At 41.5% G+C, this 15273-nt stretch carries 13 protein-coding genes; 2 read left to right on the forward strand and 11 right to left on the reverse strand.

Going from position 1 to position 15273, the window contains the following annotated elements; translation table 11 throughout:
• Positions 1–160: 160 nt before the first annotated feature.
• From B2V22_RS07585 to rpsO, 3 genes are all read right to left on the reverse strand, one after another.
• Complete coding sequence (locus B2V22_RS07585) at positions 161–1204, reverse strand: aspartate-semialdehyde dehydrogenase (protein ID WP_290491615.1); 1044 nt, start codon at positions 1202–1204, stop codon at positions 161–163.
• A gap of 191 nt (positions 1205–1395) precedes the next feature.
• On the reverse strand, positions 1396–3504 hold the full coding sequence (gene pnp, locus B2V22_RS07590) for a polyribonucleotide nucleotidyltransferase (protein WP_069286348.1): 2109 nt from the start codon (positions 3502–3504) through the stop codon (positions 1396–1398).
• A gap of 210 nt (positions 3505–3714) precedes the next feature.
• Positions 3715–3984: a 30S ribosomal protein S15 gene (rpsO, locus tag B2V22_RS07595; RefSeq protein ID WP_016896738.1), complete on the reverse strand. Its 270-nt coding sequence runs from the start codon at positions 3982–3984 to the stop codon at positions 3715–3717.
• A gap of 205 nt (positions 3985–4189) precedes the next feature.
• Between rpsO and B2V22_RS07600 the strand changes: the two genes are divergently transcribed.
• Entirely contained in the window at positions 4190–4852 is a 663-nt protein-coding gene (locus tag B2V22_RS07600; protein ID WP_290491617.1) for a phosphatase PAP2 family protein, read from the forward strand.
• A 138-nt stretch (positions 4853–4990) separates the two neighbouring features.
• On the opposite strand, the gene uvrB is transcribed toward B2V22_RS07600, so the two are convergent.
• Entirely contained in the window at positions 4991–6985 is a 1995-nt protein-coding gene (gene uvrB, locus B2V22_RS07605; protein ID WP_290491618.1) for an excinuclease ABC subunit UvrB, read from the reverse strand.
• A 430-nt stretch (positions 6986–7415) separates the two neighbouring features.
• Here uvrB and rpsT point away from each other — a divergent pair, with 430 nt between their 5' ends.
• Positions 7416–7664 carry a 30S ribosomal protein S20 gene (rpsT, locus tag B2V22_RS07610; protein WP_003143716.1) on the forward strand — a complete coding sequence of 83 codons (249 nt, stop codon included), beginning with the start codon at positions 7416–7418 and terminating at the stop codon, positions 7662–7664.
• A gap of 107 nt (positions 7665–7771) precedes the next feature.
• Here the strand turns inward: rpsT and holA are convergent, their stop codons facing one another.
• The 7 genes from holA to B2V22_RS07645 all read right to left on the reverse strand — a co-directional run bounded on the left by holA (position 7772) and on the right by B2V22_RS07645 (position 15245).
• Positions 7772–8806: a DNA polymerase III subunit delta gene (gene holA, locus B2V22_RS07615; RefSeq protein WP_290491621.1), complete on the reverse strand. Its 1035-nt coding sequence runs from the start codon at positions 8804–8806 to the stop codon at positions 7772–7774.
• Between the two features lie 10 nt (positions 8807–8816).
• Positions 8817–11147, reverse strand: coding sequence for a DNA internalization-related competence protein ComEC/Rec2 (locus B2V22_RS07620; RefSeq protein ID WP_290491623.1), 2331 nt, complete (start codon positions 11145–11147; stop codon positions 8817–8819).
• A gap of 1 nt (position 11148) precedes the next feature.
• The gene (locus B2V22_RS07625; protein ID WP_290491625.1) at positions 11149–11973 is read right to left on the reverse strand and encodes a helix-hairpin-helix domain-containing protein; all 825 of its coding nucleotides are present in this window, start codon (positions 11971–11973) and stop codon (positions 11149–11151) included.
• A gap of 66 nt (positions 11974–12039) precedes the next feature.
• Positions 12040–12540, reverse strand: a complete 501-nt coding sequence (gene coaD / locus B2V22_RS07630) for a pantetheine-phosphate adenylyltransferase (RefSeq protein WP_290491627.1) — start codon at positions 12538–12540, stop codon at positions 12040–12042.
• Positions 12541–13107, reverse strand: a complete 567-nt coding sequence (gene rsmD / locus B2V22_RS07635; RefSeq protein WP_290491628.1) for a 16S rRNA (guanine(966)-N(2))-methyltransferase RsmD — start codon at positions 13105–13107, stop codon at positions 12541–12543.
• A 187-nt stretch (positions 13108–13294) separates the two neighbouring features.
• Positions 13295–14032, reverse strand: coding sequence for an esterase family protein (locus B2V22_RS07640; protein WP_290491629.1), 738 nt, complete (start codon positions 14030–14032; stop codon positions 13295–13297).
• A 43-nt stretch (positions 14033–14075) separates the two neighbouring features.
• Entirely contained in the window at positions 14076–15245 is a 1170-nt protein-coding gene (locus B2V22_RS07645) for an ATP-grasp domain-containing protein (RefSeq protein ID WP_290491630.1), read from the reverse strand.
• Between the last annotated feature and the right edge of the window lie 28 nt (positions 15246–15273).

Here is a 15273-nt window from a genome sequence, read left to right on the forward strand (position 1 = left end):
TGTTATAAAGTCTGGTTGCACGCTAAATAGTTAGTGCAGCCTGTATCCAAGCTGACGCAAATTGTTAGTCAGGTCGGATATATTGTTTACTCAAAAAAAGTGCGGTGCAATGACGACTCGCCATATTGCCCGCACATCGCTAGCTTAAGTATAACATAAACTAGATTAATTTATCAGCTACCATTTGTTCTGCAATCTGAATTGAATTCAATGCGGCACCCTTCCATAAGTTGTCAGAAACAACCCACATATGGAATCCACGTGGGAAGTCTAAGTCTTTACGGATACGGCCAACAAATGTTTCAGTTTTCTTCTCAGCATTCACTGCTTGAGGATAAAGTTGTTGGTTGATATCATCTTCTAAAACAACACCAGGTGCGTTTCGTAAAACATTTTGGATATCTTCAAGTGTCACGTCATCTTTATCCACTTCAAAGTAAACAGACTCTGAATGGCCGTAAACAACCGGTACACGCACACATGTCGCAGAAACACCAATTGTGTCATCGCCTAAGATTTTCTTAGTTTCGTTGGTCATTTTCATTTCTTCAAATGTATAATGGTTGTCTTGGAACTTATCAATTTGCGGCAATACGTTATAAGCCATTTGATAATGTTTCTCGTCCCCACCAACTGGCAAGATTCCTGGTTCTTGGATGTCATTACCTGCTTCAATATCACGGTATTGTTGACGCATTTCTTCAATAGCTGTAGCCCCTGCACCTGATACCGCTTGGTAAGTAGACACAATCACACGGTCTAACCCAAAGGCATCACGGATTGGATTTAAAGCCACAACCATTTGGATTGTTGAACAGTTAGGATTAGCAATCAAGCCATTATGATTTTTCAATGCTTGTGGGTTTACCTCTGGTACTACTAAAGGCGTATTCTCATCCATACGGAAGGCAGAAGTATTATCAATGACAACTGCACCAGCATCAATGGCTGCTTGGCTAAATTCGATTGAACGGTCTCCACCAGCTGAGAAAAAGGCAATATCCACACCTTCAAAAGCATCTTTTGTCAATTCTTCAACAACATAGTTTTTATCGCCCACTGGTAATTCTTTACCCGCTGAACGCGCTGAGGCTAATAGTTTCACATTTTTTACTGGGAAATTTGCTTTTGCAACTAAGTGACGTAATTGTTCGCCAACTGCCCCTGTTGCCCCGACAATTGTTACATTATACTCTTTTGCCATAATTGATTCATCCTCTTGTTTATATTCGATATTATTCGCACTCGCTGTTTCATTTTATCAGAGCTTAGCCTTTTTCTCAATGAAAATGACAGTATTATGAAATAAAAATGAGAAAATACTCAATTAATATAAAAAAGCACCCAGCAGATTCACTGAGTGCCCTTTTCAAAAATTATCTGAATATTATTCAGCTATTCAGCGTCTAAGCCTTTCATTGTCAAGTTGATACGACCACGGTTGTCGATTTCTGTCACTTTCACGCGGACTTTATCGCCCATTGAAACGATGTCTTCAACATTGTTGGTACGTTCTTCTTGTAGTTGCGAAATGTGTACTAAACCATCTTTACCCTTAGCGATTTCTACAAAGGCACCGAATTTTTCTATACGTTTTACAGTCCCGTCGTATAACTGTCCTGCCTCAACTTTCAAGGTTAATTCAGCGATAATTTCTTTCGCACGTTTAATCATTGCCGCGTTATCTGAAGCGATATTTACGCCACCCTCTTGGTCGATATCGATCTTAACACCTGTTTCATCGATAATTTTGTTGATGGTGTCGCCACCTTTACCGATAACCACTTTAATGTCATCTGGGTCAATTTGCATTTGCTCAATTTTTGGTGCATAAGGACTTAATTCAGCACGCGGTGCGTCAATTGCCGTCGCTAAGTGGCCTAAGATTTCAACCCGCGCTTTATGGGCTTGGTCTAAAGCTTCACGTAGAATTTGTTCCGTGATTCCTTTAATCTTGATATCCATTTGTAGCGCAGTAATACCGTTTTCTGTACCGGCTACTTTAAAGTCCATATCACCTAAGTGGTCTTCTAAACCTTGGATATCGGTTAAGACTGTGTAGTTTTCTTCGTCTTCATCCATGATTAGACCCATAGCGATACCAGCAACGGGCGCTTTAATTGGTACCCCCGCGTCCATAAGCGCTAAAGTACCCGCACAAATAGATGCTTGTGAGGATGAACCGTTAGATTCTAATACTTCAGCAACTAAACGGATTGCATATGGGAAGTCTTCTTCACTCGGCAATACTTCGTTTAAGGCACGGTAACCTAAAGCACCGTGACCAATTTCACGACGACCAGGTGATCCGTAACGACCGGTTGAACCTACTGAGTATTGGGGGAAGTTGTAGTGGTGCATGAAACGTTGGGTAACGTCACCAGATAAACCATCAATACGTTGCTCTTCAGATAAGGGTGCTAATGTCGCTACTGATAAGGCTTGAGTTTGTCCACGAGTGAATAAACCAGAACCGTGTGTACGTGGTAATAAGCCGACTTCTGAAGCTAACGGACGGATTTCGTCAATTTTACGACCATCAGGACGTACTTTATCGTCAGTGATTAAACGACGAACTTCCTTGTACTCTAATTGATTCGCAATTTGACGTACTTGATCCATTAATGTCGCAACATCTTCATGTTCTGCATATAATTCGCTGTAGTGGTCGATAATCGCAGCTTTAACTGCTTCGATATTTTCTTCACGTTCCAATTTGTCAAAAGTTTGGATTGCTTCAACCATTTGTTGGTTGTATTGTGCTGTTACTTCAGCAACCAATACATTGTCCGGTGTATTTAATTGGACGTCCATTTTCTCTTGGCCGACTTTTTCCCGGATTTCATCTTGGAAGTAGCACAATTCACGAATTGATGTATGTCCAAACATTAGGGCTTCAAGCATTTCTGTTTCAGATAATTCAGCAGCTGAAGATTCTACCATGTTGATAGCATCTTTAGAACCAGCAACGATCAATTCTAAATCAGATTGTGCTTGCTGCTCTACAGTTGGGTTGATTACGAGATCACCATTCACACGACCCACATTTACCCCTGCAATTGGTCCGTCAAAAGGAATATCAGAGATTGTTAAAGCTGCTGATGAACCAAACATCGCGGCCATTTCTGGCGAGCAGTCTGGGTCTACTGATAAAACAGTATTGATCACTTGAACTTCATTGGTAAACCCTTCGTCAAACATTGGACGGATTGGACGGTCAATTAAACGTGCAGTTAAAGTGGCATGTTCACTTGGGCGACCTTCACGTTTAATGTAACCACCAGGAATTTTACCTACTGAGTACATTTTTTCTTCATAGTTTACTTGTAGTGGGAAGAAGTCTTGCCCTGGCTTAGCTTCTTTTGCCCCTACTACGGCAGTTAATACGACAGTATCGCCATAACGAACCAACACCGCTGCATTGGCTTGTTTAGCTACCTGACCATATTCGATTGATAATGGGCGACCGGCCCAATTCATTTTAAACACTTGCTTTTCTTCCATGTTCTAACATGCTCCTTTATTCGCTTACTGCCAACAAGTTTGCTACTAAACAAATTTCTAAGATCAAGACTTGATACTCACAAATTTGCATAGTAGTGAACAACTGTTGGCGCTTTTATTCCATACCAGTTTATTTTCCTATAAAAAGGGTTAAAAATCAACAAAAGCGAGACACAAATGTATCCCGCTTTAAGATCATATTTATAAGAATTAACGACGTAAGCCTAATGCTTTGATTAAATCACGGTAACGTTGAACATCTTTGTTACGTAAGTAAGCTAACAAGTTACGACGGTGACCAACTTTTTTCATTAAACCACGGTAAGAATGGTGGTCTTTTTTGTGTGTACGTGCATGTTCGTTAAGAGAGTTGATATCTTCAGTTAAGATAGCGATTTGTACCTCTGGGCTACCAGTATCTCCTTCGTGACGTGCAAATTGTTGGATTAATTCGTTTTTACGTTCTTTTGAAATTGCCATGTGACAACACCTCTTTCATAATATTCGCCGTAAACTGCGACAAGCGTTGGTGATTCAACTCGCGAAGTAAACGGTCATCTGACATTATACACACAATCAACTTATAATGCAAATGGATTCTCCAAAAAATCATCAGCCTTTAGTCCCTTGCGAAATGCCCAAACAATATATACAATAAAGCATAACATCGACATGGAGGCAAGCAATGAAAAAAGATCCAATGCAACCTTATTTAATAGCATCCGCCATCACCGCAATACCCTTTATTCTAATCTGTTTGACAGCAATGATTGACGTTGATTTTTTAACTGTCATCGACCAAAATATTGGCCAACATCTCTATCAATGGGGCCCAGCACCTTTTACAACTTTTGTACAATCGTTCACCCTCATTGGTAATGCCCAAGGAATCATTCCGCTCACGATGATGATAGCTGTTATTTTCTATTATATCAGCCGAAAATGGCAAGTTTTACTTTGGATAGTTTTCACTATTCTAGTTAGCGTTGGCCCTCTTGTTGACCTAATTAAAAATATTATCCAAAGGCCGCGCCCGAGTTATGTCTCGCACCTTGTCGACCAAGGTGGCTATTCCTTCCCTTCTGGACATGCAACTGGTGCAGTAGTCGCATGGGGAACCTTAGCTTTCTTAACTTGGTATTATTTTAAAGATCAGTATCCAAAGATGATGCCCTATTTAATTGGCTTTGCTTTCTTCATGGTGGTTGCCATCAGTGCATCTCGCTTATACCTTGGTGTCCACTACCTATCTGACATCATCGCCGGTTGGTCTATAGGCGCTACTTGGTTAATCCTCTGCTTGAATTACTTTAACCTTTTTATAGCAGATAAAAAAATTGAAAAATGAAGTAAAGGATCGTCACTAAAAAGAAGAATAATCAAAGAAAAAGGCACCGCCGGCAAAGCGATGCCTTTTTTGTTATTAAAAATTTTATGCACTATCTAACGCAAGCTACGCTTGCTTTATAGCTAAGACATGTAATAGCTATTTCTTCATTTCCGCTTTCAATTCCATGATAATGTCACGAAGTTCTGCGGCTTTTTCAAAGTTCAAGTCCTTAGCAGCTTGTTTCATTTCTAATTCCACATTCCGCAAGGCTTGTTCTCTATCATCACGTTTTAAAGCCCGTAATTGCTCTGTTAAGGAATTACTCATTTCTTCAGAGTTTACATGAGTAATCCGAATAACATCACGAATTTCTTTCTTGATGGTTTGCGGTACAATCCCATGTTCCTTGTTATACGCTTGTTGGATAGCACGACGACGAGCCGTTTCATCCATCGCCCGGCGCATAGAATCGGTGATCCCATCAGCATACATAATTACATGCCCATTTTGATTACGAGCTGCCCGTCCAATGGTCTGGATAAGTGACCGCTCATTACGCAAGAAGCCTTCTTTGTCTGCATCTAATATCGTGACTAAAGATACTTCAGGTACATCAATCCCCTCACGTAGCAAGTTGATCCCAATTAACACATCGAACACACCTAAACGCAAGTCACGAATAATTTCCGTCCGCTCTAACGTCTTAATATCTGAATGCAGGTATTTTACCTTGATGCCCACTTCTTCCAAGTAATCAGTCAAGTCTTCTGCCATTCGTTTGGTTAAAGTGGTGATAAATACCCGCTCTTCACGTTGAATTCGGTCATTGATTTCACTAATAATGTCGTCAATTTGACCTTCAATTGGTCGCACTTCCACAGTAGGATCAAGCAAGCCAGTTGGTCGAATGATTTGTTCGACAATATTATCTTCCCCAGCTTTCTCTACTTCATAATCCGCTGGTGTTGCGGACACGTATAGGGTCTGGTTTAATTTTTCTTCAAACTCTTCTAATTTTAATGGTCGGTTATCCAAGGCTGAAGGTAAACGGAATCCATGGTCAATTAAAACTTGTTTTCTTGCCTTATCTCCATTAAACATTCCGCGTACCTGTGGCATGGTCATATGTGACTCATCCACCATTAATAAGAAATCATCTGGGAAGAAATCTAGCAAGGTATAAGGTGCTTCCCCTGGTTGACGGCCGTCCATGTGACGAGAATAGTTTTCAATCCCGTTACAATAACCCATCTCAAGAAGCATTTCGATGTCATAGCGGGTACGTTGTTCTAGACGTTGCGCTTCAAGCAACTTCCCTTCATCGTTCAACTCTTTCAAACGATCTTCTAATTCAGCCTCGATGGATTTAACTGATTTTTCCACTTGTTCATGGTCTACCACAAAGTGAGTCGCTGGGTAAATCGGGAAGTGCTCTACTTCAGACCGAATTTCCCCTGTTAAAGCATCCACTTCACGAATTCGGTCAATTTCATCACCAAAAAACTCCACCCGAATTGATGAAGAATCGCGAGATGATAAGAAAACGTCCACAATATCCCCGCGTACACGGAAAGTTCCACGCTGGAAGTCAATATCATTTCGCTCATATTGATTTTCAACTAAACGACGCATAAAGGCATCTCTAGATAATTCCTGTCCTTGTCTAACAGAAATCACGTGATCACGATATTCTGTAGGATTCACCAACCCATAAATACAAGAAACAGAAGCTACGACAATCGTATCACGACGCTCCAAAATAGAAGATGTCGCCGAATGACGCAACTTATCAATTTCATCATTCACGGACGCTGACTTTTCAATATAGGAGTCACTTGACGGCACATAGGCTTCCGGTTGGTAGTAGTCGTAGTAAGATACAAAATACTCTACCGCATTATTCGGGAAGAATTCCTTTAATTCCCCGTATAATTGCCCAGCAAGTGTCTTATTATGGGCTAAAACCAAAGTTGGTCGGTTGGTTTGCGCAATCACATTCGCCATGGTAAAAGTCTTCCCAGTCCCCGTACCACCTAGTAAGACTTGCGCCTTATCGCCAGCCTCCACTTGTTCCACAATTCTTCTAATGGCTTCCGGTTGGTCACCACTCGGTTCATATTCCGAAACTAAATCAAATTGGTTTATCATCATGAACCTCTCTTCCTTTTAAAATACACAATTACATACCTTCATATTATACCACCTAAGTGATAAAAGCCGAAACCTTAGCCCTTGGAAAAAGGGGGTTCGCGACTTGGCTGACGGTTGAATTGAAACTGCTATCAGTTTTCAAAATCAGACTCCTTATTTTCCTTTAAATTTCTCGTGATTTTTGACCAAAAGTCTCCTATATAAGACAAGTCATATTCATGATGATAGCTGTTTGCTTGCTATCTCCACCAAGTTTGACCTATCTAAGACATTTTCCCTTATGAATACTTAAAACATTATCACTTGTTAATCACATAGTTAGACAAGACTCATTAAATTTACCTTGACTTACCCCTTATAATTTCTGTATAATATTGTCTGTTAGTGACAAGTTCACTTTTATAATTTGACAGGAAAGTGGGTGTTTTTAATGCCAAATATTGAATCAGCAATCAAACGTGCTCGTCAAAACGAAACTGCTAACGCTCGTAACAGTGCGAAAATCGCTTCTGTACGTACAGCTGTTAAACGTTTTGAACAAGCGGCTGCAGAAAATGCAGACAACAAAGATGAATTATTCCGTAACGCTTCTAAAATGTTAGATCAAGCTGCTAGCAAAGGATTAATCCACGCTAACAAAGCTGCTCGTGAAAAAGCTCGCTTAGCTAAAAAAGCATAATCGACCTTGGTAAATGGTGTTACCAAAAACGATCATTATAAAAAGCAGGAAAATGACGTACGCATTTTCCTGCTTTTTTTGTTGCCTATTTTTTTGATCTATTTGTCTCAACTAGTAGCCCTACCTGCACAAAAGTCTAAAATAAACCACTCAATCCCAAGATGTTGGTCTACTTTCCCCTGTTTGATATCAAAGTCTAATTCAATCAACTTCATATAACCCACCATAAGTAAGTTCGGCGAATAAGGATGAATCGATTGGCCAGCCATTTTTATCCGGTATGGGTGGACACCAATAGTTTCAGCCATTGATCCTTGGTCATAACCCGCTTTCTTCAATTGGATAATTTGCGTATACAAGCGGAAGTTAGACTGAAGTAAACCAAGAATAGCGATGGGTTGATTTTTCTGTGCGATCAGTTCGCGATATAACCTTAAAGCAGCGGCCGAATCTTGACGCATTATATGGTCCGTCAGATGGAAGATATTGTCATCCAATGACGGTGTCACCAACAAGTCAACATCTCGCTGGGTGATCCTTTTCTCATCCCCTACATATAAAATCAACTTGTCCATCTCACGAATGGACTGGGTAAGCTGGAAATTGGTTCGTTTCAAGAATAGGGCCATGGCTTCTCTAGTCATATCGACGCCTTCTGAAGCCACGTACCGTTGCATATAGTCCTTCACTTGAGGTTCGGCCATGATAGAGGTATCCACAAATGTGGCCTTCTTCTTGAGTTGTTTCACAATTTTCTTCCGTCCATCTAAGGATTCATAATCCGCCACAATGACTAAAACCACATCATCAGCTGGATTGTCCAGGTATTCGAGTAAGGACGCGTCATCCTGCTTGATGGCATTCTTCTTCTGTGACCCAGTTAGAAAAGCTGGTTGCCGCATTAAAATCAGTCTCGGTTGATTGAAAAATGAAATGGTATTCGCTTCAACCATAACGTCCGCCAAGCTGTCTTCTTCCATATCAAAGGACATGTAATTCATGGCGTTGGCGTCTTCTTGTAAGTACAGGCTTTCAATGGCCGTTAAAAACCGGTTGATTAAGTAGGTTTCAGGCCCTTGTAGTACATATATGGGGTCAATTTGCCCGTTATTTAGCGCCTGTAATGCCTTTTGTAATTCCATAACCTACCTCCTAATTTGATTGCACACTGTCTATTTTAGCGGATTTGGGCCAATAAATATAGTGGACAGCGCCCATTGTATCCGTCCGGTATATTTTTGTTTGATTGGCTTCTAATTCAGCCACCACCCGGTCAGCTGGATGGCCATACCGGTTGTCCTTGCCCACTGAAATCCAAGCGATTTTTGGGTCAATCCTCTCTATAAAGTCAGTTGGCGTTGAATTGTCTGATCCATGGTGGGCAACTTTTAAAATATCGACCGGAACAGTCGGCAGTGCATCCTCCGCTGCCCCATCTATATCTCCCGTAAATAGAAAGTCATGAAGTCCTATTCTACCATATAAGACTAAAGAATCCGCATTTTCTCCTGCACCTGATTTATCCGGCGCTAAAACTTGTAAATTAGTTGTTTGGTCAAGGGCCACCTGGTCGCCAGATTTGAGCCAGACAATCTTCATTTTAGGATTTTTTCCCGACTCGATTGCCTCCTGCAATGTGGTTAAGGATTCTGTGTCCGCGTCCATTCCGATGGGTAAATATAAGGTTTCGATTTTAAAGGCCTTGGCGATTTCACCGAATGATCCGATATGGTCAAAGTCGCCGTGAGTTAAAAACACCCCATCGATTGTCCTTGTCCCCGCTGCTTTAAGGGCAGGAATAATTTGCCTTTCAGCAACACTTTCACTGTCCCGTAATTGCCAGGATTTGGATGGATCTTGGTCAGCTAAAAGTGTGGTGAAGTTGATTTTCCCTGCTAAATCGATTAAATAGACCTTTCTTTGGTAAGGCATTTCTAGGAAAAAGGTATCCCCTTGCCCTATCGCTAGCATGGCTACTTGCCCGTATCTGTGTAAATAAGGGTTAAAATACAGTAAAACCAAGCTGAGCGCTAATAGTCCATGCAAACTTTTACTGACTTTCGCTTTTGAAAGACCTGCTAGATACATAAGTAAAGCAACCACAAAAAATACTAAGACCGCACTTTGTGGCCTACCCGTCACCCACTGGAACCAAGTCCATTTTTCAGCGAAAAGAGCTAGCATTTCTATCCCCTCAATCAAGTAAGCTAATCCAGCTTGTAGCCAGGTGAAATAAGTGCCTAAGCTGGTGATTTGAATGATTAAAATCAATATGAGTCCGGGAAATAAAAAGGTGGCGAATAGCCAAGAGTAGCCGTAATTTAAGATAAGGGACACCCAGGAGAATTCAAAGTAGGTCATGGTTAAAAAGGGAATGGTGACTAAACTACAGATAAAACTTTGCCAGATTTCGACTTGCAGTGAGTGGCGGCATTTGACTTGGATAAATTTTCCGGTAAATAAAATGGTATAGGACAAGGCATAGGTCAATTGAAAGGACAGGGTAAAGATAATGCGTGGGTCTATGATTAAGAGTAGGATCATGGACCAGGAAGTGCCTACGAGTGATGAAGGTTCCCCGCCCCACCGCTTCTTGAGGACGTTATAGGTATAGGCCACGAAGGACCGAATCATGCCGTAGGGCCAACCTAAAAAGACGGTGTATATGAGTAGGATGGTAATGGCGAAATAATCAAAAGATTCTACTGTGACGCCTAATCGAAGAAGGATTTTCTTGAAAAAAGTCAGGAAGTATTGGACGTGAAAACCGGAAATAGAAAATAAATGAATCAGGCCGATTGCTTGATAGGCATCTAATACTTCCCCTTCAAGGGCATCCATTTCATTGAAAAAGAGGGATAAGGTATAGGCTGATACGGCCGGATTTTGAATGGTTGTCAGCCAATTAATTATGGCCTGTCTTTGGTTGGCTAACCAGAATTGCCCGTGATTCAAATCCCCATTAATGTTAATTGCCTCCGGTGACATGATCCAATGAATATCCTGCCTTTTTAAATAAGTTCGGTAGTTAAACAGGTGAAAATTTTGGTTTTCATTGGCCATTTCCATAGTGCCCGTAATTTCAGCTCGAAAAGATTGGTCTTTATCTAACCAAGCTTTCTGGTCCTCTTCTTCGTCCAGCATATAAAATACTTGCACCTTTTCATTTTGTCCGTCTAAACGCGCGGTCCCTTGAAAAGACAGGAGATTACCTTCAACTTTCAATTCAGTAATGGCCACGTCCATAACCAACGTTTCTTCTGAATCAGTTAGGATACTGTGTCGGCTTGCATCTTGATAGACAAAATAAGTGCCAAGTATACAATGTACAACCCCTAGTTGTAGCAGAAATTTTCCCTCTTTCAAAGCGAGCATCCGGACCATAAATAAGCCATAACAAAGCCAGGCCCAAGGACTATTGGTCAGGGCTACAATAGCAAGTAGAAGTATACCTAAACTATGGAGGACTAACTTATATTCCATCTTAATCCACCGTAATTAAAGGTCGTAACTTCTCCATGGTTTTCTCCCCGATACCCGAAACCTGGTCTAGGTCATCGACGGTTTCAAATAGACCATTCGTTTCCCGGTAGTTAATAATATCAGCTGCCCGCTTCTCACCTATACCTGATAAGGTCTGAAGTATTGTGGCATCTGCTGTATTGATGTTGACCAAGTCTCCTTCACTTGAAGTGTCCTCAGAGCCCTCGGAAATAGCACTTTCTGTGACCTGAGAGTCGGCTACTAGTGCTTCAGTTGAAGGACTGACCTCTTCGCCAACTTTAGGGACATAAATCACCATTTGATCAGTCACTAACTGCGCTAAATTCACCTGACTTTGGTCAGCCTCTGCAGTTACCCCACCCGCCATTTCAACCACATCATGAACCCGCATACCTGGGGTCACTGGGACAACTTGCGGGATTTTTACCGCTCCTTTAATGTCTACATACCAGGTTTCATTGGCTGCGCTACTAGCGTTAGTTCCGGATTTTTCACCAGCTTCTTCTCTAGAGCTTTCGCTTGCTGTACCACTCACCACACTTGATGAAATCGCAGATTTTTTTGACAAACTATCTTCTGAGCTTAGCGAGTTAGATTCTTCTTCGCCCTTTACCACTAGAGCATTGGCTTGATATGGACTGCCTTGAAATAGCTGACTAAGTCCATAAATGCCTAGTCCACTCACAGTCAAAAAGACGACAAAAATACCCAGCAAGTAGGGTCTATACAAGAACCATACCTGTTGGATATTCTTTTCTTTGGTATCTAATGCAAATTGTCTTAGCCACGCCCGTAACTGATTCATTATGATCACCTCACCTATTATATACGGTAAGATTTGTTAAAAGCGTCGGATCATTTTTCAAAAGATTTAACCATTTAATTCAGCGTATTTGGCTTTAATGGCTTGGTTGACATTTGGTGGTACAACGCCTGATACATCCCCGTTAAACTTGGCCACTTCCTTAATAATGGAGCTTGAAACAAAGCGGTATTTCTCGCTTGATAACATGAGAACGGTCTCGATATCTGGTGCTTGATGCTTGTTCATTAAGGCGATATTGGTTTCTTGTTCAAAGTCACTGCCGTTACGCAAACCGCGGATCAAAATACCGCAGTCCAATTCTCTAGCGAAATTCACTGTTAGGCCAGATTTTAAGTAGATTACTTCCACATTTTCTAGGTGTTGAGTGGCTTCTTGGGCTAAGACTAATTTCTCCTCGCCAGTAAATAAAGAGGTTTTTGTGGTATTTGTTGCGACGGCAACGTAGACGTAGTCAAACATCTTGGCTGCCCGCTCAATCATGTCCACATGGCCCATGGTTAAGGGGTCAAAAGACCCGGCGTATAAGGCTCTTCCCTTTGTTGTCATCTAGTCTTCCTCCATTCGGTATACTAAAATTCTAGTGATTCCGTAAGTCACATCTTTGATCAGTTTAAGTGGTCCAAAGGCTTCTGGTAGTGTATCCCGCTTGTCTAATTCACAAATTAGTCGGGCATCCGGCGCCAACCAATTATCCGCTAAAAAGCCATTAATCACGTCTTCTAATTGTTGCCCTTTATAAGGTGGGTCCAAGAATACCAAGTCAAATTGCAGGTCCTTATCTGCTTGACGTAATTGTTGGATGGCCTTTCGGTTGTCCCCTGCCTTCATGACATACTGGTCCTCAATCCGCACAGCAGCAACATTTTCCTTAATCGTTGCTTGTGCTTGCCGGTTCTTTTCAAAACCGTAAACGACTGCTGCCCCTCTAGAAATAGCTTCTATCCCAAGTGCTCCAGACCCCGCATAGAAGTCTAAAACCCTTGTATCCTCATCAAAATAAGGGCCAATAATATTAAATAATGATTCTTTGATTTTATCTGTAGTTGGTCGGGTATTATCCCCTGGCACCGCCTTTAAACGATGCTTCCCAAATTTTCCAGCTATGACGCGCATAGACTTGTCACCCCACGATTTAAAATTTGTCTATATTTTACCATATCAAAGACCACCCACCTATAAGTGACCCCTTGAAAAAGAGATCCTAGAAATTAAGCTGAGCTTTTTCTGATATAGATGTCCTCAAAAAAGAACGCTGTGCTTTACCACGGAACGTCCTTTTCCAATCAATATTTAAATGATTCTACACCATATGACCTAGGAAATACGGCAGTTGCTGGCGCCACCAGATCCAGTCATGAGACACATCTGGCCCCCATTCTGCAAACCAAGCTGGGATATTCTTACTCTCAAAAGCTTCACGCAACTTGTAGTAACCGGGCAGACCGTCTGCTTCCCAGTCGCCTAAACCGGTACAAACGATGATATCTGCTTGGCGCAAGTGGTCGATAAACCATGGATCGTTTAAGGTCCAAATGTAGTCCACTGGCGAGTTGTAGTAAACGGCGAGGTCGCCACCGAAATCACCACCAAAGTAACGGACATCGTAAATACCTGATAAGGCAATGGTTTTATTAAAGACATCCGGATGTTTCAATTGGAAGTTTAAGGCATGATAAGCACCCATCGAGCAACCTGTCGTCATCATTGGGCGAAACCAACCTGTATAGTGCTTGATGAATGGGATAGCTTCATCAATGACATAACGTTCGTAAGCATTATGGGCTTCAGCGCGGTCGTGTTGGGACTTACCTTTGTGTAACCATGATTCTTGGTCATAGGATGATAAGGTGAAGAATTGGACTTTTCCTTCTTCGATGAAATAATGTGCAGATTCAATCATGCCGAAGTCCGCAAATTCATCTTTAGACCCACCAGATGACGGGAATACCACTACCGGAATACCTGCGTGGCCGTAGCGATTTAAGTACATCTCTTGATTTAAGTGACCTGAATAATGATGTAAGAATTCTGCGTTCATGGGGTTTCCTCCAGATTTGGGTAAAATGACAGTCGGTGTAAAGCTAGTTTTCTTTATGTTTGTGGACGTAGTTGAAAATCTCTTCAATTTCGTCTTCTGTATCCGCTAAAATACCATAGAATTGGTTACCTTGTAAGGCTGCAAAAGCGTCTGGTAAACGTTTTGAGAAGACAAAGCGGTCGCCGTAATGACTACGTAAAGCCGCTTCATCGTGAGCATAAGTATTTTGATCGCGGTGGGTAATCGCCACGCAGTGACGAGCGGGTTCAGTCGGCGTTTCAAAAGGTTGACCGTCCACAATGCGGGCAAATTGACGGAATAAATCCACATGGTTGGCATAGTTATACATATCAATGGTATAACCGCCGGCCACTCGGTTATTGTATTCAACCACTAGGTAGTCGTCCCCATTTTCAAAGAATTCAATATGGAAGAACCGCTCCTTCATCCCGAATTGTTTGACGATAGCTTGACCGTACTCACGTAATTTTTCAGGAATTTCCTTTTGGATGATATAGCCATAGTCTAATTGGTATTTCAAAACTTCTAAGGTTGGGTCGTGATAGTATAAACCAGTTTCAAAGACGATATCCCCGTTTTGATCGATCAAGCCGTCATAAGACAATAACTTCCCGTCTTCAATATATGGTTCAAAGAAGTAGGCATCTTTCTCGTCCCATTCCTCTAAAAATTTGTAGACCGCGTCTTGATCTTTTAACTTGTAAGTTCCTGATGAACCCACGCCTGAATTGGGTTTGGCTACTAAAGGAAGTCCTAGTTCCTTGACGATTCGGTTGACGGTCCCCTTTTTATTGGCCACTTTTCCAGGAACTGCCGGCACCCCCGCCTTGGTGAACAATTTCTTCATTTCAGACTTAAATTTTACCTTGCGCAAGTCTTTTGGCTTGTTGCCAGGAATATTAAACTGTTCACGAATCTCAGCTTCTAAATTTAACCAATGCTCATTTTGCGACTCAATCCGGTCAATTTTCCCGTGCTTGAAAAATAAGTAAGCAACAGCTTTTTTAACCTCTTCAGTATTTTCTAAGTCGTTGACTTTGTAATATTCAGTCAAATCATCTTTTAAAGATTGGGGTAATTGGTCATAAGGTTCCTGACCGATGCCAAGCACATTAAATCCTTGCTGTTTTAACCGGTTTGTAAATAATTGAAAATTCTCTGGATAAAAAGGTGATGTCACAATAAAATTCATGTAAGTTCCTCCGCTCAAGGTCTTTTGC

Origin of the sequence: Aerococcus sp. UBA6277, assembly GCF_002440555.1 — a bacterium.
Lineage (GTDB): Bacteria > Bacillota > Bacilli > Lactobacillales > Aerococcaceae > Aerococcus.

Excerpts from the sequence above, each read along its gene's own strand:
- rsmD (WP_290491628.1), bottom strand. The coding sequence starts at position 13,107 with ATGCGCGTCATAGCTGGAAAATTTGGGAAGCATCGTTTAAAGGCGGTG.
- rpsO (WP_016896738.1), bottom strand. The coding sequence starts at position 3,984 with ATGGCAATTTCAAAAGAACGTAAAAACGAATTAATCCAACAATTTGCA.
- B2V22_RS07620 (WP_290491623.1), bottom strand. The coding sequence starts at position 11,147 with ATGGAATATAAGTTAGTCCTCCATAGTTTAGGTATACTTCTACTTGCT.
- B2V22_RS07645 (WP_290491630.1), bottom strand. The coding sequence starts at position 15,245 with ATGAATTTTATTGTGACATCACCTTTTTATCCAGAGAATTTTCAATTA.
- B2V22_RS07585 (WP_290491615.1), bottom strand. The coding sequence starts at position 1,204 with ATGGCAAAAGAGTATAATGTAACAATTGTCGGGGCAACAGGGGCAGTT.
- holA (WP_290491621.1), bottom strand. The coding sequence starts at position 8,806 with ATGGAATTACAAAAGGCATTACAGGCGCTAAATAACGGGCAAATTGAC.
- B2V22_RS07640 (WP_290491629.1), bottom strand. The coding sequence starts at position 14,032 with ATGAACGCAGAATTCTTACATCATTATTCAGGTCACTTAAATCAAGAG.
- rpsT (WP_003143716.1), top strand. The coding sequence starts at position 7,416 with ATGCCAAATATTGAATCAGCAATCAAACGTGCTCGTCAAAACGAAACT.
- coaD (WP_290491627.1), bottom strand. The coding sequence starts at position 12,540 with ATGACAACAAAGGGAAGAGCCTTATACGCCGGGTCTTTTGACCCCTTA.
- uvrB (WP_290491618.1), bottom strand. The coding sequence starts at position 6,985 with ATGATGATAAACCAATTTGATTTAGTTTCGGAATATGAACCGAGTGGT.
- B2V22_RS07600 (WP_290491617.1), top strand. The coding sequence starts at position 4,190 with ATGAAAAAAGATCCAATGCAACCTTATTTAATAGCATCCGCCATCACC.
- pnp (WP_069286348.1), bottom strand. The coding sequence starts at position 3,504 with ATGGAAGAAAAGCAAGTGTTTAAAATGAATTGGGCCGGTCGCCCATTA.
- B2V22_RS07625 (WP_290491625.1), bottom strand. The coding sequence starts at position 11,973 with ATGAATCAGTTACGGGCGTGGCTAAGACAATTTGCATTAGATACCAAA.